At 69.5% G+C, this 20778-nt stretch carries 18 protein-coding genes and 2 pseudogenes; 16 read left to right on the top strand and 4 right to left on the bottom strand.

All coding sequences use genetic code 11. From position 1 onward, the window contains the following. Window positions 1–62: 62 nt before the first annotated feature. A pseudogene (locus tag IPK20_22300) lies at window positions 63–707 on the bottom strand (GntR family transcriptional regulator). A 505-nt stretch (window positions 708–1212) separates the two neighbouring features. On the opposite strand from IPK20_22300, the gene IPK20_22295 reads away from it, so the two are divergent. The 3 genes from IPK20_22295 (at window position 1213) to IPK20_22285 (ending at window position 4481) form a co-directional block, all read left to right on the top strand. Beyond that, a complete protein-coding gene (locus tag IPK20_22295; protein MBK8019144.1) occupies window positions 1213–2880 on the top strand; it encodes a PQQ-dependent dehydrogenase, methanol/ethanol family in 1668 nt (555 codons plus the stop codon). Window positions 2881–3044: 164 nt separating this feature from the next. Beyond that, entirely contained in the window at window positions 3045–3422 is a 378-nt protein-coding gene (locus IPK20_22290; protein MBK8019143.1) for a c-type cytochrome, read from the top strand. Window positions 3423–3512: 90 nt separating this feature from the next. Continuing rightward, window positions 3513–4481 carry a hypothetical protein gene (locus tag IPK20_22285; protein ID MBK8019142.1) on the top strand — a complete coding sequence of 323 codons (969 nt, stop codon included), beginning with the start codon at window positions 3513–3515 and terminating at the stop codon, window positions 4479–4481. A gap of 8 nt (window positions 4482–4489) precedes the next feature. Here the strand turns inward: IPK20_22285 and IPK20_22280 are convergent, their stop codons facing one another. Continuing rightward, on the bottom strand, window positions 4490–5899 hold the full coding sequence (locus IPK20_22280; protein ID MBK8019141.1) for an arylsulfatase: 1410 nt from the start codon (window positions 5897–5899) through the stop codon (window positions 4490–4492). A 1223-nt stretch (window positions 5900–7122) separates the two neighbouring features. Between IPK20_22280 and IPK20_22275 the strand changes: the two genes are divergently transcribed. Genes IPK20_22275 through IPK20_22265 form a run of 3 tightly spaced genes read left to right on the top strand, consistent with a single transcriptional unit; the run spans window position 7123 to window position 9296 of the window. Continuing rightward, window positions 7123–7521 carry a hypothetical protein gene (locus IPK20_22275; GenBank protein ID MBK8019140.1) on the top strand — a complete coding sequence of 133 codons (399 nt, stop codon included), beginning with the start codon at window positions 7123–7125 and terminating at the stop codon, window positions 7519–7521. A gap of 12 nt (window positions 7522–7533) precedes the next feature. Further along, a complete protein-coding gene (locus tag IPK20_22270; GenBank protein MBK8019139.1) occupies window positions 7534–8001 on the top strand; it encodes a hypothetical protein in 468 nt (155 codons plus the stop codon). Beyond that, window positions 7995–9296: a hypothetical protein gene (locus IPK20_22265; GenBank protein ID MBK8019138.1), complete on the top strand. Its 1302-nt coding sequence runs from the start codon at window positions 7995–7997 to the stop codon at window positions 9294–9296. Before IPK20_22270 ends, IPK20_22265 begins: the two co-directional genes overlap by 7 nt. On the opposite strand, the gene IPK20_22260 is transcribed toward IPK20_22265, so the two are convergent. Beyond that, window positions 9286–10065 carry a hypothetical protein gene (locus IPK20_22260; GenBank protein MBK8019137.1) on the bottom strand — a complete coding sequence of 260 codons (780 nt, stop codon included), beginning with the start codon at window positions 10063–10065 and terminating at the stop codon, window positions 9286–9288. The genes IPK20_22265 and IPK20_22260 overlap by 11 nt on opposite strands. A 19-nt stretch (window positions 10066–10084) precedes the next feature. Between IPK20_22260 and IPK20_22255 the strand changes: the two genes are divergently transcribed. The 3 genes from IPK20_22255 (at window position 10085) to IPK20_22245 (ending at window position 13265) form a co-directional block, all read left to right on the top strand. Continuing rightward, complete coding sequence (locus IPK20_22255) at window positions 10085–12037, top strand: VWA domain-containing protein (protein MBK8019136.1); 1953 nt, start codon at window positions 10085–10087, stop codon at window positions 12035–12037. Between the two features lie 110 nt (window positions 12038–12147). Beyond that, a complete protein-coding gene (locus tag IPK20_22250; GenBank protein ID MBK8019135.1) occupies window positions 12148–12678 on the top strand; it encodes a phosphonopyruvate decarboxylase in 531 nt (176 codons plus the stop codon). Next, window positions 12675–13265, top strand: coding sequence for an aldehyde dehydrogenase (locus IPK20_22245; protein ID MBK8019134.1), 591 nt, complete (start codon window positions 12675–12677; stop codon window positions 13263–13265). The genes IPK20_22250 and IPK20_22245 overlap by 4 nt, the downstream gene beginning before the upstream one ends. Window positions 13266–13678: 413 nt before the next feature. Here IPK20_22245 and IPK20_22240 read toward each other — a convergent pair whose 3' ends face one another. Beyond that, on the bottom strand, window positions 13679–14413 hold the full coding sequence (locus IPK20_22240) for an ethyl tert-butyl ether degradation protein EthD (protein ID MBK8019133.1): 735 nt from the start codon (window positions 14411–14413) through the stop codon (window positions 13679–13681). A 219-nt stretch (window positions 14414–14632) separates the two neighbouring features. Between IPK20_22240 and IPK20_22235 the strand changes: the two genes are divergently transcribed. The 7 genes and pseudogenes from IPK20_22235 to IPK20_22205 all read left to right on the top strand — a co-directional run bounded on the left by IPK20_22235 (window position 14633) and on the right by IPK20_22205 (window position 20774). Then, on the top strand, window positions 14633–15082 hold the full coding sequence (locus IPK20_22235) for a (2Fe-2S)-binding protein (GenBank protein MBK8019132.1): 450 nt from the start codon (window positions 14633–14635) through the stop codon (window positions 15080–15082). 10 nt (window positions 15083–15092) lie between these two features. Continuing rightward, window positions 15093–16954 (top strand): annotated as a pseudogene (locus IPK20_22230) (xanthine dehydrogenase family protein molybdopterin-binding subunit). Between the two features lie 125 nt (window positions 16955–17079). Beyond that, window positions 17080–17433 carry a thiosulfate oxidation carrier protein SoxY gene (locus tag IPK20_22225; GenBank protein ID MBK8019131.1) on the top strand — a complete coding sequence of 118 codons (354 nt, stop codon included), beginning with the start codon at window positions 17080–17082 and terminating at the stop codon, window positions 17431–17433. 1 nt (window position 17434) lies between these two features. Continuing rightward, window positions 17435–17758: a thiosulfate oxidation carrier complex protein SoxZ gene (soxZ, locus tag IPK20_22220; GenBank protein ID MBK8019130.1), complete on the top strand. Its 324-nt coding sequence runs from the start codon at window positions 17435–17437 to the stop codon at window positions 17756–17758. 171 nt (window positions 17759–17929) lie between these two features. Then, the gene (gene dctP, locus IPK20_22215; GenBank protein MBK8019129.1) at window positions 17930–18901 is read left to right on the top strand and encodes a TRAP transporter substrate-binding protein DctP; all 972 of its coding nucleotides are present in this window, start codon (window positions 17930–17932) and stop codon (window positions 18899–18901) included. A 55-nt stretch (window positions 18902–18956) separates the two neighbouring features. Continuing rightward, window positions 18957–19451: a TRAP transporter small permease gene (locus IPK20_22210; protein ID MBK8019128.1), complete on the top strand. Its 495-nt coding sequence runs from the start codon at window positions 18957–18959 to the stop codon at window positions 19449–19451. Window positions 19452–19454: 3 nt separating this feature from the next. After that, the gene (locus tag IPK20_22205) at window positions 19455–20774 is read left to right on the top strand and encodes a TRAP transporter large permease subunit (protein MBK8019127.1); all 1320 of its coding nucleotides are present in this window, start codon (window positions 19455–19457) and stop codon (window positions 20772–20774) included. Window positions 20775–20778: the final 4 nt, after the last annotated feature.

The following is a 20778-nucleotide window of genomic DNA, read 5'->3' as shown; positions in this document are numbered from 1 at the left end:
GCGGATGCCTCCTCGGGTCGGAGCTGCGCCCAGGCAGCTCCCGTCACGATCGCGCGCATTGGTCAGGCCTTCCCCCGGGACCGCCCGCCCAGGCGGTGCAGCACGTCGAGCTGATTCATGAGATGGGTGCGCATGGTGGTCTCGGCGCGGCGGGGGTTGCGTTCGTGCAGCGCATCCATGAGCGCGCGGTGCTCCTCGATGGAGGTCTCGAAGCGGCCCGGGTAGCGCAGCGTCTGCACACGGGCGAGCCGCATGACGATGCGCAGGTCCGCCACCACATCCGCCAGCCAGCGGTTGCCGGACAAACGCTGGATCTCGGCGTGGAACTCCACGTTCTTCTCGTGGTAGCGCCCCGCATCGTGCGCTGCAGCGTGCTTTTCCAGCGATGCGTGCATATCTTCCAGCCTGCGCATGTCCGCGTCGGTCAGCCGGGATGCGGCCTGCTGCGCGCACCAGCCTTCCAGACGGGCCATGAGTTCGAAGATCTGGTCGACATCCTCGTCGGTGAGCTTGGTGACGTAGCAGCCGCGGCGCGGCTTGACGGTGACGAGCCCTTCCGCGGCGAGCAGCTTGAGCCCTTCCCGCAGCGGGGTGCGGCTCACGCCCAGTTCCTGGGCGAGCCGCTGCTCGTCGATCCAGTCGCCCGGACTCATTTCGTAGCGGTAGATGCGTTCGCGCAGCTCGCTCACCACCCACTCGTAGAGGGCGGTGCCGGGGTCGCGCGCTCCGGCCGGGGACGCGTTTTCCGCGGGGGCGGCAGCGGCCTCGCGCCGCGGTGTTCGGGTTCTGGACAAGGCTTTGCTCACCGGCTAAATTGTATGCAAATTTGTGTTATCCGGGCAAACGATTCCCCGCTCGGCCGGGTGATGGAAGGAGGGAGACAGTCACGGCAGGAACAACATGAGGCGGCAGCGCGGAATCGATGAGAGGCGCGATACCGCGAGTGAGCGGCGCGCGTCGCGCCGCGGAAGTTGGCAGTGGCACGCGCGGGGCGCCTCGGTGACGCCCCGGTTCGCGTGACCGGCTTGCAGCCCGGATCACACGGGTCGATGTCGATGTACGTCAGGCTCCGTTCGCGGACTCCCGCAGGAATAGCGGGGGCCGGTGCGGCGACAGTCTTCAATCCAGGCGTGGTGCGCGCGGCAGGCATGCCGCGATGCGACGAATGGCTGAAGGGCAGTGCACATTACATATCGATTCGGGAGGTAGGTCATGAGAAGCATGCAGCGAGGTCTGCTGTGTGCCGGTGTTGCCGCCATCACGGCGGCAGCGGCGGGCACGGCCCTGGCCCAGGCGGGCAATGAATGGAGCCAGTACGGCGCCGATGCGTCGAACACGCGCTTCAGTTCCCTCAACCAGATCAACACCGGCAACGTCAAGAATCTGAAGGTCCTCTGGGCCCACTCGATGGGCACGCTCGAGAGCCAGGAATCCACGCCGGTCGTGGTCGACGGCACGATGTACGTGACCAGTTCCACCGGTCCGCGCTACGTGTTCGCGCTGGATGCCAAGACCGGCGCGCGCAAGTGGACCTACCAGCCGGAAATGCCCGCCGACTACATGTCGACCGTCTGCTGCGGCCTGGACAACCGCGGTGTGGCGGTGGCCAACGGCAAGGTGTTCTACGGCCGGCTCGATGCCAAGCTCGAGGCGCTGGACGCCAAGACCGGCAAGCGCCTGTGGACCGTCACCGTGGCCGACTACAAGCGTGGCCACGCCATCACCTCCGCACCGTTGATCGTGAAGGACCTCGTGATCACCGGCATCGCGGGCGGCGAGTACGGCATCCGCGGCTTCGTCACCGCCTACAAGCAGTCCACCGGCGAGCAGGTGTGGAAGACCTACACCATCCCCGGCCCGGGCGAGCCCGGCCACGAGTCGTGGAAGGGTGACTCGTGGAAGACCGGTGGCGGCTCCACCTGGGGCGTGGGTTCCTACGACGCGGGACGCAACACGGTCTATTGGTCCACGAGCAATGCGGGCCCGTGGGGCGCGCAGACACGCGGCACCGATTCGAGCGACTACGGCCCGTACTCCAACCAGTGGACCGCATCGCAGCTCGCGTTCGATGCCGACACGGGCGCGATCAAGTGGGGCTATCAGTACACGCCGCACGACGCGTGGGACTACGACGGCATCAACGAGGGCGTGCTGACCGATCTCGACATCGGCGGCAAGAAGGTGCCCGCCCTGATGCACGCCGACCGCAACGGCTTCTTCTACGTGCTGAACCGGGAGACCGGCAAGGTCGTGTCGGCCGAGCCGTTCGTGACCGTGAACTGGGCCACCCACGTGGACCTGGAATCGGGCCGTCCGGTGGAGGCGGCGAACAACGAGAAGCGTCCGCAGCTCGGCAAGTGGGCCCGCAACGTCTGCCCGAACCTGATCGGCGGCAAGAACTGGTCGCCCATGTCCTACAGCAAAGCAGACCGGGTACGTGTATCTGCCCGCGTTCAACATGTGCATGGACATCGCCAACCGCGAAGAGGAGTACTCGCCAGGCAAGTTCTATCTCGCCTCCGAGTTCAACCTCGGCATGCCGGGCGCCACGGGCTCGCACCTGGCAGAGTTCATGGCCTGGGATCCGGTCGCGAAGAAGCAGGTCTGGAGCATCGAGGAGCCCAACATGTGGGCCGGCGGTGCCATGACCACGGCGGGCGGGCTGGTGTTCTACGGCAACCTGGATGGCGTGCTGCGCGCGGTGAATGCCAAGACGGGCGAGGTGCTGTGGCAGTTCCGCATGGGAACGGGCATCACGCAGAGCCCCATGACCTACACCATCGACGGCAAGCAGTACGTCGCCATCGTGGCCGGCCGGCTCAAGGGACCGCCTTCCTTCTTCGGCAAGATCGGCCAGAAGATGATGGACGTGAGCCCTGAAGGCGGCATGCTCATGGTGTTCGGCCTGTAAGAGCCTTTCGCAGTGCTCCGGCGCGGTGGAGCGTGCGCTCCACCGCACCGGGTCGACATCCGCAAGAGCGCGGGCAGGCGGTGCCGTCGGGGCACCGCCGGTTCCGCGTCAGCAAGACGAGGAGTACTTCGACGTGAAGTTCCACAAGCAGCCGGCGCTCGGCGTGGCGATCGCCGCATCGCTCGCAATGGCGTCCCTGAACGCGACCGGTGAAGATGCCCCGCGGCCGGTCAATCCGTATGCCGGCAACGCCCAGGTGGCGGTCGAGGGCGGCAGCCTGTTCAACCAGTTCTGCTCGCACTGTCACGGCCCCTGGGCCGAACAGGGCGAACGGCCGCGCGATCTGCGGCGGCTCAATCTTCGCTATGGCGACGACGCCATCGCGATGTTCTACACGACCGTGAGCAACGGCCGCATGGACAAGGGCATGCCCGTGTGGAAAGGCGTGCTGCCCGACGACACGCTCTGGAAGATCTTCACCTTTCTCATGACCGTACAGTCGGAGGAGTGAGCGTGGCGCGCGCACCGGATGCCGTGAGGCGCGCGCTGCTGGCCGGCATCGCGCTGGTCGGCAGCGGCGCTTCCATCCCCGCCCGTGCTCATGGCGTCACTCTGCACGTGCATCACGGCCTGCCGGAGAACTCCGCGCTGCACGCGCGATTCCTCCTGCCCGTGGACCCAGGCGCTCGAGGAAGCGTCCGGCGCACGCCTGCGCATGCACCTGAATCCTGCGTCGTCCGCCGCCCAGTCGCCGGAAGCCCTGCTCGCGCAGGTGCAGGAAGGCACCGTGGACCTGGCGTGGGTTCCCGTCTCGCCCGCGGCCGGCCGCATGGCGGCTCTTGGCGTGTTCGAGTTTCCGTTCTCGGTGCGACGGGCCGAAGGCGCGAGCCGCGCGCTGTCCGAGTTCGTGCGCGTGAACGACCTGGAGGACCGCGCGTTCGATGGCGTGCGCCTGCTCGGCATCCATGCGACCGACCCTGCCGTTCTTCACTGGGCGAGGCCGGATTCGCCGGCGGCGTTGACCGGGCGGCGGATCGCGGCGCGCACGGACGCCGAAGGCGACGTGCTGAGATCCGCCGGGGCCGTGGTCGTGGCCATGGACGAAGCGCGCATGGCGGAGGCGCTGCAGAAGGGCGAAGTCGAAGGCGCGCTGCTCTCCTGGGAACGCGCAGCGCTGCGAGGGGTCGACCGCGCCGCCACGATGCACGTGAGCGGGGGCGAGTCCCGGCCGGGCATCGTGGCTTCGGTGGGGGCGCTCGTGATGAACCCGGACATGTACCGCGGGTTGCCGGACGATCTCAAGGCCGTGTTCAATGCGAACGCAGGCAGCGCAACGTCCGCGTGGCTCGGGCGCGTGCACGACGAGGCCGCGGCCGCCGCGCGGCAGGCCGCGGCGTCGCGCGGCGACCCCCAGCACACATTGACCGTGGAGGAGTTCGACCGCTGGCAGCTTGCGGGCCGCAGTTCCGTGCAGACCCGGACGGCCGCGCTGGAGAAGTCGGGCGTCAAGGTGAAGCTGCTCGCCGACAGCGCGCGCGAATACCTGGATCAGTACGACGCGGCGAAATGATCGCGGCGTCAGTCCCGGCGCGGAGGATTGGCGCGCCACAGCGCGGGACTGGCCGCTGCCCCCAGGGCCTCGAAATACAGCGACGGGGCCATGTCGTAAGCGAAGGCATTGAGCCGGTCCAGCATCGCCTTGGCGCGGTCGGGATAGGTCGCCACGGCGTTCTCCGCTTCTTCCGGATCGTTCGCGATGTCGTACAGCTCCGTGCGGGTGGGCAGGGTGGCGCGCACGATCAGCTTCCACTCGCCGATGCGGATCGCCCCCTGGAAATCGTCCACGTGCAGCAGCAGTTCCTTGTGCGGCGTCTGCTTGCGTTGCGCGATGACGGGCCAGACGTCCGCGCCGTCGAGCGGCCGCTGCGCGTCGGGCTGCCCGTCGCCCAGCGCCATGACGGTCGCACCCAGATCGGTGGCGTGGAGCGGCTCGGTCACGACGGTCCCCGGCGGGATGCGTCCTGGCCAGGACGCCACGGCGACGGCTCTCACGCCGCCTTCGTAGAGCGACCCCTTGCCTTCGCGATACGTGCCGTTGTCGGCGGCCGGCCGGCGCACGTCCGCATCGCCCGTGGCGAAACGCAGCGGCACCGCGCCCCCGTTGTCGCTCAGCACGACGACCAGCGTGCTGCCGCTCATCTGTCTGCGTTCCAGTTCCGCCAGGATGGCGCCCAGGGCGCGGTCGAAGCCCGCGACGGCGGCCAGGTAGCTGCGGCGCGTGTCGTCTTCCACGGTCTTGAGCGATTCGCGCAGCTCGCGTGGCACGTCCTCGTAGTGCGCCGGGGCGTTGAAGGACGCCACCACGAACAGGGGCGCCGAGGCGTCGTGCTTGCGGATCACCGCGACCGTCTCCGCCGCCACGAGGTCGGTGACGTATCCGGCGTCGACCGCGGGCTTCTCTCCGCGCCGCCAGTCGGTCTTCGCGCCCTTGCGCACCACGGATTCGGACGACCCTGCGAGAGATCCGTAGAAGGTCTCGAAGCCTCGCCGCGTCGGCCAGAACTCCGGCTGCGCGTGGCCCAGGCGCCAGTCGCCGACGAAGGCGGTCCGGTAGCCCTTGTCGCGAAGGGCTTGCGCCACGGTGCGCTCTTCCTTCGGCAGGCCGTACGCGGCATTGCGTCCGATGGACAGGGACTGCAGCCCGTAGCGCATGGGGTAGCGGCCCGTGAGCAACGCGGCGCGCGTCTGGCTGGAGTAGGGCTGGACGTACATCGCATTGAGAACCGCGCCGCCGGACGCGAGCCGGTCGAGGTTCGGCGTCTTCACCTGCGCACCGTGAAACCCCACGTCGCGCCATCCCAGGTCGTCCGCGATCACGAGCACGACGTTCGGCCGTTCGGCGGCATGCACGGAACAGGCGGCGAGCGCAGCGGCCAGTGCGCCGAGAAGACGGCGAATCGCCGTGGAAATCCTGCGCGGGGCGGTCATGGCGGGCGTCCCGATCCTTGCTCGGTGAAAGTGGTCCGATCATACGGGGGCGGATGCCACGCCCACAACGACCGTGCCCGGCATGTCCGGGCACGGGACCGTGGTCCTCGAGCGCACATCGCATGACAGCGGGTGCGGAAGATCTGTCGCCTGGCTGGGCGCGGCGCGTTCGCGGATGCGCGCTGGGCAACGGGCGGTACGCCGGACGCCGTGGTTGCTCGCGACGGTCATCGTACTGTGGGCCGGACATCTCGCGGCGCATCGGACGCTCGTGGCGCCGGCCGTGCTGGCGAACATCGATGCGGCGCTCCTCGCGCTTGCGTGCGTTGCCGCCCTCGGGTTCGCGGTGTGGCTCGGCCGGCGTCCGACGCCGGAGCAGGCTGCCGGCGACACGGACCGCCGAGCCGGACTGAACGACGAACTGCTGAGCGCGCTGTGGTTCTGCAGACGGGGTCCTGCCGATGCGGCCGTTGCGCGGCACGTCGCGGCTGCCGGTGCGCGGACCGTGCAGCTGTCGATTCCTCGCCTGTTTCCGCTGCGTCAATCGCCTGCTGCGTGGGCAAGCGTTGCTCTCGGCGCCTCGGTGGCGGCGGCGGTTGCGTGGTGGCCGATCGCGCCTGCCGGTTCCGGCGAGCCGCAGGTTCGCGACGTGGCACCGGCGACCGCGAAGGCGAAGGACGCGCCCGCCCGTTCGCCCGCGCAGGACGGTGAGACGGCGGAGCGCGGCCGCCGCGAGGATTCGCTCTGGTCCCAGGTGAACCGGCTCGCGACGCAGGTCACCGATCCCGGGATCGCGCAGTCTCTCGCGGATGCCCTGGCGGCCCGCGACGCGCGCGCAGCGGCCCGTGCGCTCATGGCGGCCCGCAAGATGCCGGCGAAGGACGATGCTGCCGCGCCCATCCGCGCCGAGGACGACGGCCAGATGTCCGACACCCTCGCCCAGGAGATCCTCGCCCGCCTGGCGGAGATCCAGCGCAACGAGCGCGGCGAGGCGCCGCAGCGCGCTCCCTCGAACGAAGACCGGCCCACCGCCCAGTTCGACCGCGCCATGACGGCCGACCGCGAGGACGCGCAGCAGAGCGCGCACCGCGAACAGAGCGCGGCGGAGGAGGTCCTGAACACTGCGTTGCGCGCCGTCTCGCGCACCAGCAGCGGCGGGCGCGATTCGGTGCACGGCAGCGGAATCGGCCGACGGCGCGGGCCGCGCGGCGGTGGGCGGCGCGATGGGCCGGCGCATCCAGTCCAGCACATCGGGCAGCGGCGAAGGCGACAGCCCGGACGGCGTGCCCACGCCCGTTCCCGAGAGCGAGTCCGTCCTGGGCGAGAAGACGAAGCGGTTGGAGGTCGCGCTGCGCGCCGTGGAGGTCAAGCCGGAATCGAAGGACGGCGACGACTCCGCTCCAGCCAGCTCCGCAGCCGAAGAGGACTTCTACACAGCGACACGCGCGCAAGCCGCCACTGCCGCCATGGGTGCCGACACGGCCGCATCCCGCAGGGATGTCGAATCGGCGCAACGCGCTTCGTCCTTCGGTTCCGCGGCGTATCGCGAGGCGGGCAAGCGCTACACGCTCGCCCGGCACCGGCGGGAGCGCGACTCCGCGGCGAGCGCGCGCGAGCGCTGAGGCGGGCCGGCCTTGGACATGCTGATCGCGACTCCCGTCCTCGGCTGGCTGCTCCTGGCGGGCGTGGCCGCGGCGATCGTCGCGATGCACCGGTTGCGTCCGCCTGCGAACGCGCGGACCACGTCGTCGACGCTGCTGTGGCAGGCGGCAGCACGCCGCGCGGGTGTGCTGCGCTCGCCGTGGCGGTGGTGGCTCGGCCTGCTGCTCTCCCTGGCCGCAGGCGCCACCCTCACCGCGCTCCTGTTCCGTCCCGGCCTGCAAGGCGCGGCCGCGGGCACGGAGCGCATCGTGCTGCTGCTCGACGTGAGCCCCACCATGGGGACCCGCACCCGGGACGGCCGAACGCGCTGGGCCCACGCGGTGGACGCGGCGCTGGACGTGATCCGCGATGCACCGGGCCCGGTGCTGGTGCTCGACACTGGAGGCACGCTGCCCTCGGGAACGTTTCTCGCCGGGCGGGACGCGAGGCTCGCGTGCTGAGCCTGCGTCCTTCACCCGTCCGGTCCGGCGCCGTGCCTGCTCTTCCCGCCATGGCGAGCCTGCGCGTGCATGTGGTGAGCGATGGCGTGGACCGGTTCGACCTTCCCGCCGGCGCGGTCGTGCACTCGGTCTACGAGCCTGCCGACAACGTGGCGGTGATGCGCGTGGCCGTGGGAGCTTCGCCGGTGGATCCCCTGCGGGTCGATGCCCTCGTGCAGGTCTTCAACGGCTCCGTGGCGGAGAAGAATGTCCGGGTGAGCCTGCGCGGTGCGGAAGGCACGACGGTCCGCCAGTCGCTGCGGATCGCCGCGGGCGAGCGCATCGATGCCACCTTCGACGTGTCCGCCTTCGGCGCCGGGCCGCTCGCGGCCGACGTCCGCACGGAAGGCGACGCGCTCGCACTGGACGATGTCGCCTACGCCGTCGTCCCGGAACATCGCCCGAGACGGATCCTGCTCGTGGGGGTGCGCGACGATGCACTCGCCGATTCGCTGCGTTCGCTGCCCGGCGTTCGCGTCGTCTCGGCGGCCGCGCGCGGCGGCCGCGGTGGCGGCGATGCGGATCTGCTGGTGTACGAAGGTTCCGCCCCGCATGAGCCCCCCGAAGTCCCCGCGCTGCTGTTCCGCCCGCCCCCCGTGCCATGGCTGCCCGCTGCGGATGTCCGCACGGGGCGCATCCGGGCCGAGGGCAAGCTTCCGGGCGATCCCCTGTCCGACGATGTGCCATGGAACGGTCTGGAGATTCGCCGTGCGCTCGCCTGGAACCGGCTGCCCGAAGGCACGCTCGCGTTCGCCGGTGGAAGGGAAGGTGCGCTCGTCGTCGCGGGTCGCGCCCGGGCGCCATGGATCGCGGCCGGATTCCTGCCGGCCGAGTCGACGCTCGTCTTCGAGCCGGCGCTGCCGGTCTTTCTGGGTCACGCCGTCGCGCGGCTCACGGACGCGTCCGCGCCCATGTCCGGATCGCTCGGAGCCGTGAGTGTTCCCCTGAGCAATGCCCGCATCACCGACGGCAGCGGTCAGCCCGTGACCGCGCGTCCGGTCCCCGGGGCCACGCTGTTCGATGCGCTCCGGCCCGACATCTATATCGCCCGCAGCGGTGAAGCCCGGCTCCCTGTCGTCGTGTCGTCCACGGACGAGTCGTTCTCCGATGTGAACCGCACCCGGTTTCGCGAAACCGACCGGCAGGTGGAGCCGGGTGGCGCGGGGGCGCGGGAGCCATGGCAGGTGCTGCTGCTGTTCGTCATCGGGGTGCTCGTCCTGGACTGGTTCCTCCACACGCGCCGGATCACGCGGTGAGGCCGGCATGAGCTTCGATCATCCCGCCGTGCTGTGGTGTCTGCCGCTCGTACCGGTCCTGTGGGCACTCGCCTACCTCGACAGGGCCCGGCATCTGCGGCGGCGCCTTCTCGGCGCGACCGTGCTTCGGAGTGTGGTGCTCGTTCTCGTGGTGATCGCGGCCGCGGGGCCGCAGTGGCTCGAACGCGTGCGGGGAATCTCGGTCGTCTACGTGCTGGATGTCTCGCGCAGCGTGGCGCCCGGTCACCTGAAGCGCACGGTCGAATGGATCAGGACCGCCCAGGCGCAGCACCGCCCCGCCCAGGCGCGCCATGTCGTGTTCGCCGACCGCGCGCGCGTGGTCGATTCGGTCGACGACATCGGCGCGATCGCGGTCTCGCCCGAAGAGCGTTCGCGCAGCAAGGCGGCGCTGGGACAGGGCAGCACGAACGTGGAGGCGGCCCTGCGCGCGGCGACCTACGCGTTCGCGCCCGGGCTCGAGCGCCGGTTGGTGCTGGTTTCGGACGGACGTCAGACGCATGGCGATCTGTGGCGCGCGCTGCCGCGGCTGCAGGAAGAGGGTGTTCGCGTCTTTGCCATGCCTGCTCCGGCGGCGGTCGCGTCCGATGCGTGGATCGACACCGTGGAGGTGCCGCTCGCACCGCGTGTGCACGAGCCGGTCACCGTGCAGGTGAACGTCCATGCATCGCACGCCGCACGCGCGAAACTGCAGCTCGCCGTTCCGGGCCGGCGCATCGATGCCATGAGCGTCGAGCTGCAACCCGGCCACCAACCGGTTCGGGTTCGACGTGCGGTTTCCGGCGCCCGGCGAGCAGACCGTCTCGGCGGCGGTGCGCGCCGAGGGCGATGCGTTCGCGGACAACGACCGGGCGTCGGCCGGAGTGACGGTCCGCCCCGCGCCCCGCGTGCTGTATGTGGAAGGCGCGACCGAGCGTGCGCACTTCCTGGCCGACGCGCTGCGTGCGCATCACATCGAGGTCGCGTCCATGGGGCCGGAGCCCTTCGTCCAGGATCCGCAGGCGCTGCGCGGCTTCGACGCGCTGATCCTGAGCGATCTGCTGGTGCAGAACATCGACGCCCGTACGGCTGCAGCAATCGAAGCGTTCGTGCGCGACGACGGCGGCGGGCTCCTGTTTTCTTCGGGCGACAGCACGTACGGTCACGAAGGCTATGCCGGCAGTGCGATGGAACGGCTCCTGCCCGTGCGTTTCGAGGGCAAGCGGAAGAAGAGCGAGGTGGACCTCGTGCTGCTCATCGACCGGTCGCACAGCATGCGCGGCCGCAAGCTGGAACTCGCCAAGACCGCCGCGCTGTCGACCCTGGACCTGCTCGAGCCGCGCCACCGTCTCGCCGTGGTCGCATTCGACTCCAAGCCGCACGAGGTCGTGCCGCTCGCCCCTGTCGGTACCAGGCGGCGGGCGGAAGATCTCATCGCGTCCATGACGGCGAAGGGGCAGACCAGCCTCTACCCGGCGCTTGCAGAAGCGCGGCGGCTGCTCGCGAACTCCACCGCGCAGATCAAGCACGTGATCCTCCTGTCCGATGGCATCACCGCGCAGCCCCCGTCGACGGCTTCGACTTCCGACGACGGCCAGGCGATCCTGGCCGAGATCATCAAGGGCCGGGCCGAGGCGCTGCGGCGCGACGGCATCGCGGTCGTCGTGCCGGATGCGCCGGAGCCGCCGCCCGCGCCGGGCGCGATCGAGGCCGTGGTCGCGGAACTCGCCGCGGCGGGCGTCACCGTCTCGACCGTGGTGGTCGGAGACAAGCCCAATCTCGCCCTCATGCGTGACATCGCCATCCTCGGGCACGGACGCACGCAGGTGGCGCGGGCCGATGCGGAGATCCCCGGGCTGTTCGTGAAGGAGGCGCGGCAGCTCCTGGGCGAATCGATGATCGAGGAACCCTTCCGTCCCGTCGTGTCACGCCCCGCGACGGTGCTCGACGGCGTGGATTTCACGAAGGGGCCACCGCTGCGCGGCATCGTGGTCGCGCGTCCGAAGCGATTCGCCGACGTGCTGCTCCAGGGTCCGAAGGCCGGCCCGCTGCTCGCCACGACTCACTACGGCCTGGGGCGCAGCGTCGCGTTCCTGTCGGACGTCAACAACCGCTGGTCGGCCGATTGGGTGGGGTGGGACGGGTATGCGCGGTTGTGGGCGCAGGTGGTCCGTCACGTCGCTCGCGTGCCGTCACAGATGCTGGCCTTCGCGGTGCACCGGTCGGGAACCGAGGCCGTGCTGTCTCTGCGTGCCGAGACCCGCGAAGGGTTTCACCGGAACGGCCTGGCACCGGTCGCGCGGATGACGTCTCCCGATGGCGAGTCCGCCTCCGTTCCCCTGCGTCCCGTCTCGCCGGGAACCTACGCGGCACGCCGGCCCGTCGCCTCGGGCAGTGCCCGTCCCTACCGGTTCGAACTGCTCGGCAGCGGCGGGCTGACCGGGGAGGAGGTGCGGCGCGTCGGGACGAGGACGCTCTTTCATCCCTGGCCCGACGAGGACCGCACCCAGGCGGCGGACACCGTCACGCTGCAGGCGCTCGCCGAGCGCACCGGCGGCGCGGTGTCCGCGTCCACCGCCGAGATCTTCCGCCGCCACGGCGATGGCAGCGCGATCCGCCGCGCGCTGTGGCCGGTGCTGGTCGCGGCGGCATTGGTCATGTTCCTGCTCGATGTCTACTGGCGCCGGGCGGGCGGGCGAAGACGTGAAACCGTCCCGGGACGTGGGGAGGCGGCGTCCAAGTGAGGGCCGCGGTTCCACCTATGCGCTCCCGGCAGACCGGGACACCGGCCGGCGGCGCTATGATCGGGAGCCCCGCGAAGAACTCTCGCGACGAACCCCAAGGGAGGACATCCATGAGCCAGCCTGCGTGGCCGGACTCGCTCTACGAAGAACTGGTGGCGGCCGGCGTCCGCCAGGTCGCGTACGTACCCGATGCAGGCCACAAGCGCCTCATCGAGCGTTGCATCTCGGACCCGCAGATGCACGCGGTGTCGCTCACCACCGAGGAGGAAGGCGTGGCCATGCTCGCGGGCGCATTCCTGGGAGGACAGCGCGGCGTGCTGCTGCTGCAGTCGAGCGGCGTGGGCAACTGCATCAACATGCTGTCGCTGCAGGCCGAGTGCCGCATGCCGCTGGTGATGATCGTCACCATGCGCGGCGAGTGGGGGGAGTTCAACCCGTGGCAGATCACCATGGGCCGGGGCACGCAGCAGGCGCTGGAGGCCGTGGGCGTGCAGGTCTACCGGGCCGATGCGGCCGAGGACGTGGTGCCGACGGTGAAGGCGTGCCTGGCGCTCGCCCACCACACGAACCGCGCCGTGGCCGTGCTGATCGGCCAGAGGGTGATCGGCACCAAGCTCTTCAAGAAGGGAGAGACGAAATGAGCGCACCGCGCATCCTGGACCGCCGGGCGATGGTCGGCCAGCTCCTGCGGGGGCGCGGCGACGCGCTGCTCGTGACGGGATTGGGCGGACTCACGTCGGACGTCTATGGCATCGGCGACCATCCCTTCACGTTCTATCTCTGGGGCGTCATGGGGGGTGCGGCGATGGTGGGCCTGGGGCTCGCGCTCGCCCAGCCGTCGCGGCGCGTGGTGGTGCTGACCGGCGACGGCGAGATGCTGATGGGCATGGGCGCGCTCGCCACGATCGGCGTCAAGCGTCCGGCGAATCTGTCGATCGTGGTGATCGACAACGGCCTGTATGCGGAGACGGGGTTGCAGGACGCCCACACGAGCCGGGGAGTGGATCTCGCGGCTGTCGCGCGCGCCTGCGGCATCGCGGGCGAGACCGTGCAGACGCAGGAAGAGCTCGACGCGTTCGAGCGGCGCCTCTACACGGCGCCCGGACCGGTGTTCGCGGCCGTCAAGGTACCCTCGGTCGCGAGCATCCTGGAACTGCCGGCGCGGGACGGACCCTATCTGCGCAGCAGGTTCCGCACGGCCCTGCTAGGGGAGGGTTGCCATCTTTGAGGTCGCGGGGCAGGGCGGGCCTGTGCGCGAAGAGAATGGAGGGCGCAACCCGGTAGCCCATCCTCATCCTGTCCCTCTCCTTGAAGGAGAAGGGACCTGCTGATCCGGTTTTCGAGACGTTCGCCGGCGGAGTGGTTTCGTTCGAAGGTCCCTTGCCGACACTAATCCGTCCTCTCCGCAGAAGGTCCCCTCTCCTTCAAGGAGAGGGACAGGGTGAGGATGGGCGTGGCAGCGTGGCCTCGGTGAGCGATTGGCGGCGCTTGGCTCGTGCTTGTTCAGAGCGATTTGCACCGTTGTCGCCGTGTCCCTCTGTTCCGCACCGGAAGACTGCCGTATTCCCTGTCTCTGGCTCCAGGAGAGGGAGCCTGCCGTACTGGCGACCTCCAACGGCGTGGGATGCGGCTCGCGGCCTCCTACGACGCTCGATACAGCTCCCGCGTATGCATGGGGTGGTGGGTGACGCGGCCGGAGAAGGGCGGAAAGCGGCTCAGGTCGTGGCGCATGCGATGGCGCACGGGCGAGTGCAGCGCGCCCACGAGCGACTTGGGATCGTCGAAGACAGCCTTGTTGCGCTGCAGGTGCGAGGCCCGCTTCCAGGGCAGGGCGCTGCGCCACTGCAGGGGGGTGTACACCTCCACCTCGCGGACGCGGGGTAGTTGCGTCAGCTGCGTCGCCTGGGTGGAAAGGTAGTACGACAGCCAGGTGTCGGAGTCCTGCGCCGGACCCTCGAAGCCCACGAGGTAGGTGCAGCAGGCGCTCTTGGGACCGGGCGGGGCTTCCGGTATGGGAAAGGGCAGCACCTCCATTGCCTGCTCCGAGGCCTCCGCCTGGGCCAGCGACGGAAAAGCCGCCGGATCGGAGAGGGAGGCGAGAGCCCCGCCGGACGCCAGCGACTGCTCCAGTGCAGGGAGCGTCGCGAAGTAGCACTGCAGCACGAGCCACAGGGGCGTTTCCTCGCCGGGGAACTCCTCGGGAACCTGGGCGCAGTGCTCGAGCGCGAGGATCATCCCGACCGAACCTTCGAGCGCGCCGGCAAGGCGCCGGGATTCGGCTGCGTCGAGCGTGGTGCCCTCGCTGCCGTGGCGGCGGAACAGGGCGAACCAGCAAATGCACGCCGCGGCCGGCGCGGCAGAGGGCAGGGTGTTCACGTTTCTCCTCGTCTCCTCGCGCTACGCAGGAAAAATGCGCGCACCCGAGAACTTTTTTGCAATGCGCGTTCACTATACACGCGTGGGTCGCGTGGCAGAATTCCTCCACGGTCCGTTCGCGCGAGGCGCGCTCTCCGCAGCGCGCCGCCGCCGGTCCGCCGAATCCCTGAACCCTCCGCACTGCGTCACTCCGCAGCCGCGGTGTCACTTGGAGAGAACATGATCCAGTTCAACGTGAACGGAAAGCCGGTCGAGGTCGACACCGAACCCGACATGCCCCTGCTGTGGGTGCTCAGGGACGAGCTGGGCCTCACCGGAACCAAGTACGGTTGCGGCGTGGCGCTGTGCGGCGCCTGTACGGTGCATCTGGACGGCACGGCCCTGCGTTCGTGCGCGATGCCGGTCTCGGCCGTGGCAGGCAAGTCGGTCGTCACCATCGAGGGCCTGTCGGCGGACGGCCGGCATCCGGTGCAGACCGCGTGGGTGGAGCGGCAGGTTCCCCAATGCGGCTATTGCCAGAGCGGCATGATCATGGCCGCGGCTGCGCTGCTGCGCGACAAGCCCAATCCCTCGGATGCGGACATCGACACCGCCATGACCAACATCTGCCGCTGCGGCACCTACGTCCGCGTGCGCGATGCCATCCACGCCGCCGCCAAGGCCCGCTGAGGAGACCGCCATGACACATCCCACACTCCTCTCCCGCCGTGAATTCCTCATCCGCGGCACCGCCCTGGGCGGTGCACTGGCCATCGGCGTGCAGTTTCACCCGGACGCAGGCGCAGCCGCGGACGCGGCCTCCGGCGAAGTCACGCCGTGGGTCGTCATCGAGCCCGACGAGACCGTGATCATCCGCATCGCCCGCTCGGAACTGGGGCAGGGCAGCTTCACCGGCCTCGCGCAGCTCGTGGCCGAGGAACTGGAATGCGACTGGAACCACGTGCGGTCCGAGTATGCCGACGTGAACGAGCACGTGCGCCGCAATCGCGCGTGGGGCGCCATGTCCACCGGCGGCAGCCGGTCGATCCGCGAATCCCAGGAGGTCCTGCGCAAGGCAGGCGCGGCGGCACGCGAGATGCTCGTGGCGGCGGCTGCTCGCCAGTGGGACGTGGACCCGGCGGAGTGCGTCGCGGCGAAGGGCGTGATCACGCACAAGCCGACGGGACGCACCGTTTCCTTCGGCCAGGTGGCGGCGGCCGCCGCGGCGATGGATGTGCCGCAGAACCCCAAGCTCAAGGACCCGAAGGACTGGAAGCTCATCGGCACCTCGCCGAAGCGCTTCGACATCCCCGACAAGACGACCGGCAAGCAGATCTACGCGGCGGACGTCCAGCTGCCGGGCATGCTGCACGCGTCGATCCGCCAGTGCCCCGTCTTCGGCGGAAAAGTGCGCACCTACGAAGAGGACAAGGTGCTGGGCATGCGCGGCGTGAAGAAGGTGGTCGCGGGCCTGGACTGGGTGGCCGTGGTGGCGGACAACTGGTGGCGCGCCAACGAGGCGATGAAGGCGCTGCCCATCGACTGGGACGTGGGCGACAACGGCGACGTGACCTCGGAGTCCATCAAGGCGTTCCTCCGCACCGGCATCGACGCCAAGGACGTACCGGTGGCGCGCAAGGACGGCGACTTCGACACGGCGATCAAGGGTGCCGCGAAAGTGGTGGAAGCCGAGTACTACGCGCCGTACCTCAACCACGCGACCATGGAACCGCAGACGGCGACGGCGCTGTACACCGACGACCGGCTGGAAGTCTGGGTCGGGACGCAGAACGGCGAGGCGACCATCGCCGCGGCGTCGGAGGCCTCCGGCATCCCGCTCGAGAACGTGATCGTGCACAAGATGCACGCCGGCGGCGGCTTCGGACGCCGCGGCCCGCACCAGGAATACACGAAGCAGGCGGCGCAGATCGCCATGACCATGCCCGGCGTGCCCGTGCGCCTGCAGTGGTCGCGCGAGGAAGACATGCAGCAGGGCCGCTACCGTCCCGTGGCGCTGGTGCGCATGCGGGCGGGGCTGGACCGCAACGGAAACTGGACGGCGTGGCACGTGCGGCAGGCCGACCAGTCCATCTTCGTGTCGGTGCGGCCAGGGGACATCAAGGACGGCATCGACCCGGTGGGCATCCGCGTGTTCGGCGACAGCCCCTATGGCGTGCCCAACTTCACGAACGAATACGCCATGCGCAACACCCATGTGCCGCCGGGCTTCTGGCGCGCCGTGGCCCACACGCACAACCCGGTGTTCCGCGAGTGCTTCATCGACGAGGTGTGCCACGCGGCGGGCAAGGATCCGTACCAGTTCCGCCGGCCGCTGCTGGAAAAGAAGGTGAAGGATCTGGGGGCGATTACCCGGTGCTGCGTCTGTCCGAGATGCCGCCCAAGGTGGAAGCGGTGCTCGTTCCCACCGGCGGTTTCTGGGGCGGGGTGGGCGAGCCGCCCATTGCCGCGGTGACCCCGGCGCTGTTGAACGCGATCTTCGCGGCCACCGGCAAGCGGGCGCGGTCCATGCCGCTGCGGCATCTCGGGTACTCGTACGCGTGAAGACGCAGGCGACGGCGCGTTCGCGGCGGCCTCGGGCCGTCGAGGCGCGCCGCCGTGTGCTGAAGGCGGGCGGCGCCTGGGTGCTGGCGTGGGCGGTCCGTCCGGCGGGCGCCACGCCGGACACCATGGCCGAAGCGATGCGAGGGATCACGGGCTCGCGCGCGGTGCAGGAGGGCCGGGTCAAGCTGGAACTGCCCCGCATCGCGGACGACGGCAACGTGGTGTCCATGACGGTGAAGGTGGACAGTCCCATGAGCAGCGAGGATCACGTCCGGGCCATCCACGTGTTCTCCGAACAGAATCCCATGCCCGTCATCGCGCAGTTCCATCTCGGTCCGCACTACCCTCGGCCCGAGGTCGCCACACGCATCCGGCTCGCCAAGTCGCAGCGCGTGATGGCCATCGCCGAGATGAGCGACGGTTCGCTGTGGTCCGCCACCGTGCAGGTGGAGGTGACGATCACGGCCTGCGGAGACTGACATGGCCGACGCCAGCATCCGCGTTCCTCCGAAGGTGGCGCCGGGCGAGGTGTTCCCGGTGCGTGCGGTGGTGCGCCACCCGATGGAAAGCGGCTTCCGCCACGACAACGTCGGCAAGCGGATTCCCCGGCACGTGATCGAGGAGTTCGTCTGCGAGTACGGCGGGCGGGAGGTGTTCCGCGTGCAGATGGGCTCGGGCATCACCACCAACCCGTACTTCCTCTTCTACGTGCGTGCCGTGGACTCCGGCGACATGAACTTCACCTGGACGGACGACCGCGGCGCGGTGATCCGGGCCACGGCGAGGATCGAGGTGGCGGGGTAGATCGAGGCCGCAGGCGGGAGCAGGGCGGGGCCTGCCTCGCGGCCGCCGGGTCCGGCACGCGCCCCTTGCGCCGCCGGGACCGTTCTTCGATGATCGGGGCCGGCGGCGGGATCGGGGGCCCGTGCGCAGTCCCGGCCGACGCCGCCGCACCACAGAGGGAGCGAGTCCACCATGTCGAAACGCCTGACCGCCCTGGGTTTCGGGGCCGTCGCCCTGGCCGCGAGCTTTTTCGCGAGCGCCCAGGAAATCACCTTGCGAGCCGCCAACGCCTTCCAGGAAGGCACCTATTTCGCCCGCAACTTCGAACGGTTCATCAAGAAGGTGAACGAGGAGGGCAAGGGGCTCGTCCAGATCAACTACGTGGGCGGACCGAAGGCGATCCCGACCTTCGAGCTGGCCAACGCCCTGCGCAGCGGTGTCGTCGATGTCGCCAACACGGCGGCGGCGTTCACCACCAGCGTGGTGCCCGAGGCCATCGCGATCAACTACACGCACATGACCATGGCGGAGATGCGCCGCAGCGGCGTCTTCGACGTCTACGACAAGCTGTACCAGGACAAGGGCCTGCACTACTTCGCGCGGACCGGCGAGGGGGTGCGCTACTACATCTACTCCACCCGGCGCATCGACCGCGCGGACCTGGCCGGCATCAAGCTGCGCAGCAATCCCATCTACCGCGAGTTCTTCCAGAAGCTCAACGCGGGCGTGGTGCAGATTGCCCCGGGCGAGGTGTACACGGCGCTCGAGCGCGGCGTGGTGGAAGGCTACGGCTGGCCGCTCATCGGCATCTTCGACTTCGGCTGGCAGGAGAAGACGAAATTCCGCCTCGAGCCGGGCTTCTACGACATCGAACTGGGTGCGGTCTTCAACCTGAACACCTGGCGCAAGCTCACCGCGCAGCAGCGGCAGTTTCTCGAGAAGCAGGGTGCGTGGCTCGAAGCGCAGAACGCGGACATGGCGGCGAAGGACGCGCCGGCGGAACTCAAGCGCCAGCAGGAGGCCGGCATCCACGTGGTGAAGCTGGACGACGCGCAGGCGAAGCTCTTCCTCAAGACCGCCTACGATGCCGCCTGGAATGCGCTGGTGGCGGCCAGCCCGGTCAACGGTCCGAAGCTGCGCGAGCTGATGGCGCCGAAGAACTGATCGCGGGGGGACGAACGCGGCGGGCTTGCGCCCGGCGCCGGTCCCCGGTCCGAACGTGTACTCCCGTCTGTTCGACATTTGCGGCATCGCGTCCGGTCTGGTGATCGGTGCGATGGTCCTGCTCGTGTGCGCCGACGTCGCCGGACGCAATCTCGGGTTCGCGAACCTGCCCTGGATCGTGGAAGTGACCGAGATGGCCCTGCCGCTGGCCACCTTGCTGGCCGCGCCCTGGCTGTTGCACCGGAACGAACACGTGCGGCTGGATCTGCTCCAGAACGTGCTGCCCGCCCGTCACCTGCGCCGTCTCGACCGCATGGCGTCCCTGCTGGAGCTCGCCGTTTGCGCGGCCGTCGTCTGGTATTCCCTGGCGGTCATCGCCGACACGCGGTCCATCGGCGCGCTGGTGATGAAGAGCTTCGTGTTCCCCGAGTGGTGGCTGTTCGTGCCGCTGCCGCTGTCGTTCGGATTGATGGCGGTGGAATTCGCGCGGCGCGTCTTCAAGGGGCCGCCGCCCGCCCCTGGCGACCACGAACCTGCCGGGGGCGCCTGATCGATGAGCTGGGGTGAGACGCTCCTGCTGCTGTTCGGTGCCGTCAGCGTGCTGCTGCTGCTGGGCATGCCGGCCGGCTTCGCGTTCCTGGCGGTCAACATGATCGGCGCCATCGTCTATCTCGGCGGGGAACCGGGACTCATGCAGGTGGTGCGCAACGGGCTCGCCGCCATCACCAATTTCTCGCTCACGCCCATTCCGTTCTTCGTGCTGATGGGGGAGGTCCTGTTCCACACCGGCGTGGCGATGAAGGCCATCGACGCCTTCGACAACGTGATCTGGCGGGTGCCGGGCCGGCTCTCGGTGATCGCGGTGGTGGCGGGCACGGTGTTCTCCGCGATCTCGGGCTCGACGATCGCCACCACCGCGCTGCTGGGCGGGCTGCTCCTGCCGGAAATGCTGCGCCGCGGCTACGATCGCAAGATGGCGATGGGGCCGATCATGGCCATCGGCGGCGTGGACATGCTGATCCCGCCCTCGGCGCTCACCGTGCTGCTGGGCAGCCTGGCCGGCATCTCGATCTCCGGACTGCTCATCGCGGGCGTGCTTCCGGGCCTGCTGCTCGCCTCCGCGTTCGTGGTGTTCATCGTGGCCCGCGCCAAGCTGCATCCCGAACTGGCGCCCGCCTTCGAGCACGCCCCGGTGGCCGGCTGGGCGCGCTGGCGCCCCCTCGCGGTGTACGTGACGCCGCTCGTGTTGATCTTCGCCGCGGTCATCACGGCCATGTCCGCCGGCTGGGCCACCCCGACCGAATCGGCGGCCATCGGTGCCGCCGCGACGATCGCGGTGGCGCTGGCCTACCGGTCGCTCACCCTGGCGAATCTCATGCAGGCGCTGAAAGGCACGGCGGCGATTTCCGGCGTGATCCTCTTCATCATCGTGGGGGCCACGACGTTCTCGCAGGTGCTGTCGTTCTCGGGCGCCACGAATGGTCTCGTCTCGATGGTGCAGGACGCCGCACTGCCGCCGTGGGCCGTGCTGGCGGTGATGATGGGCATCCTGCTGTTCCTCGGCTGTTTCATCGACCAGGTGAGCATGATGCTGGTCACGCTGCCGTTCTACATGCCGCTCGTGCAGCACTACGGCTTCGATCCGCTGTGGTTCGGCGTGATGTTCCTCATCTGCATGCAGCTCGGGCTGCTCACGCCGCCCTTCGGCATGCTGCTCTTCACCATGCGGGGCGTCGCCCCGCCCAGCATCGCGATGGGCGACATCTTCCGCGCCGTGATGCCCTACGTGCTCATGGGCCTTGCGATGCTGGGCCTGGTCGCGTCGGTGCCGCCGCTCGCGACCTGGCTGCCTGCGCTGCTGACGAGCCGCTGAGCCG

The sequence above is a fragment of the Betaproteobacteria bacterium genome (assembly GCA_016713305.1).
Taxonomy (GTDB): Bacteria; Pseudomonadota; Gammaproteobacteria; order Burkholderiales.
Note: the sequence above shows the minus strand (reverse complement) of the source record. Positions and strands in the feature narration are given on the sequence as shown.